We start from the raw sequence: 1,430 nt of genomic DNA, 5'->3' as shown, positions 1-1,430 counted from the left end.
GTTGTCATGTCTGGATGGCGCCCGTTTGGCAAGGTGATTTTGTCTGATGTTTAGCTTTGCGGGTCGGGTGCAGTCATGTCTCCGGCCTGTTTATGCGGCGCGAAGTGACCGCTGGCCCTGATGTTTTCCACCTGAACCGATCCCTATCACATTATCGCGCTTTTGATGCGCAAGACAACGCCACGGGTTCTTCGGTTCGTGCGGTCCATTCCGCTTTGCTGTCACATCATACCATGGTCACTCCGCCAACTGTGTTGCCCCGCAAGGCAAGTCTTGTTCGCTCCTGGATGCCTACACTGAAGCTGTCCCTCGGTGATCCGGCACGAAGTCCCGCTGGAATTGTATATTCCGCGCCATGATCGCCCAGGCAATGCGGGCAATCTTGTTTGCGAGGGCGACCGCAACAAGCTTGAAGGATTTCTTCGCCAACAAGGTTCGCGCCCAGTCCGCCAGCGGGGATCGGGCCTTGCCATTTTTCATCCTGTAAAGTGCAGCATGTGCTCCAACCACAAGAAGTTTGCGCAAGCGTCTGTTGCCCATTTTAGAAATGGAACCCAGCCTTGGTTTTCCACCCGTTGAACGCTGCCTGGGCACGAGGCCTAGCCAGGCTGCAAACTCTCGCCCGCCTTCAAATAGATTTGGGTTCGGTACGCTGGCAGAAAGGCAGGTGGCGATGACGGGACCAATTCCGGGAATTGTCGAAAGCCGAAGACTGACATCATCGTTACGATGCGCCGTAAGGATCGCCTTGTCGAGTTTTGCGATCTGCACCTCGATCTCTATCAATGTTGTCGCCAGCGGTCTGAGAGCAATACGAACGGCTCGCGGAGCGTATTGTTCATCATCGTCCAGAATGGCTATTAGCTGCCGTACATTGCGAGCTCCCTGTGCCGCAATAATGCCAAGTTCAGCGAAATGACCACGCAAGGCATTGATGAGTGCCGTCCGCTGAGAGATCAGAAGTTCGCGTGCGCTATGCAGCATCAATGTCGCCTGCTGATCCTCACTCTTGACTGGGACAAACCGCATCGATGGGCGCATAACGGCTTCACAAATTGCTGCGGCGTCTGCAGCATCGTTCTTCTGTCGCTTCAGATATGGCTTGATGTAGTTCGGTGGAATCAGCCGCACCTCATGGCCAGCAGCTATCAACATCCGCGCCCAGTGATGAGCTGTCGCGCAGGCTTCCATACCGATCAGACAGGGAGCAAGCTTCTCAAAGAACGGCTGCATCTGCCCGCGTCGCAGCGGCTCGCGCAGGACAATCTGCCCGCTCGCATCAATTCCATGAAGTTGGAAAACATTCTTTGCGATATCGAGTCCAATGGTCACAATCTTATCCATGGTGAGTGGCTCCTCTCAAGGTTCAGCAAAACCTATTTTGGCACATTCGATGCCGTCGGAGGGCGCCATCCACTACATCACGTTAA

The 1,430-nt window shown here is 54.6% G+C and carries 1 protein-coding gene; it reads right to left on the bottom strand.

Going from position 1 to position 1,430, the window contains the following annotated elements; translation table 11 throughout:
• Positions 1–291: 291 nt before the first annotated feature.
• Positions 292–1,344, bottom strand: a complete 1,053-nt coding sequence (locus FJU08_RS22595; protein WP_141151296.1) for an IS110 family RNA-guided transposase — start codon at positions 1,342–1,344, stop codon at positions 292–294.
• Positions 1,345–1,430: the final 86 nt, after the last annotated feature.

Source organism: Martelella alba (genome assembly GCF_006516955.1).
Classification (GTDB): Bacteria; Pseudomonadota; Alphaproteobacteria; order Rhizobiales; family Rhizobiaceae; genus Martelella; species Martelella alba.
This window is presented reverse-complemented; position numbering and strand designations above follow the sequence as displayed.

Bases quoted from the DNA above. Each gene is read 5' to 3' on its own strand.
- FJU08_RS22595 (WP_141151296.1), bottom strand. From the start codon at position 1,344: ATGGATAAGATTGTGACCATTGGACTCGATATCGCAAAGAATGTTTTC.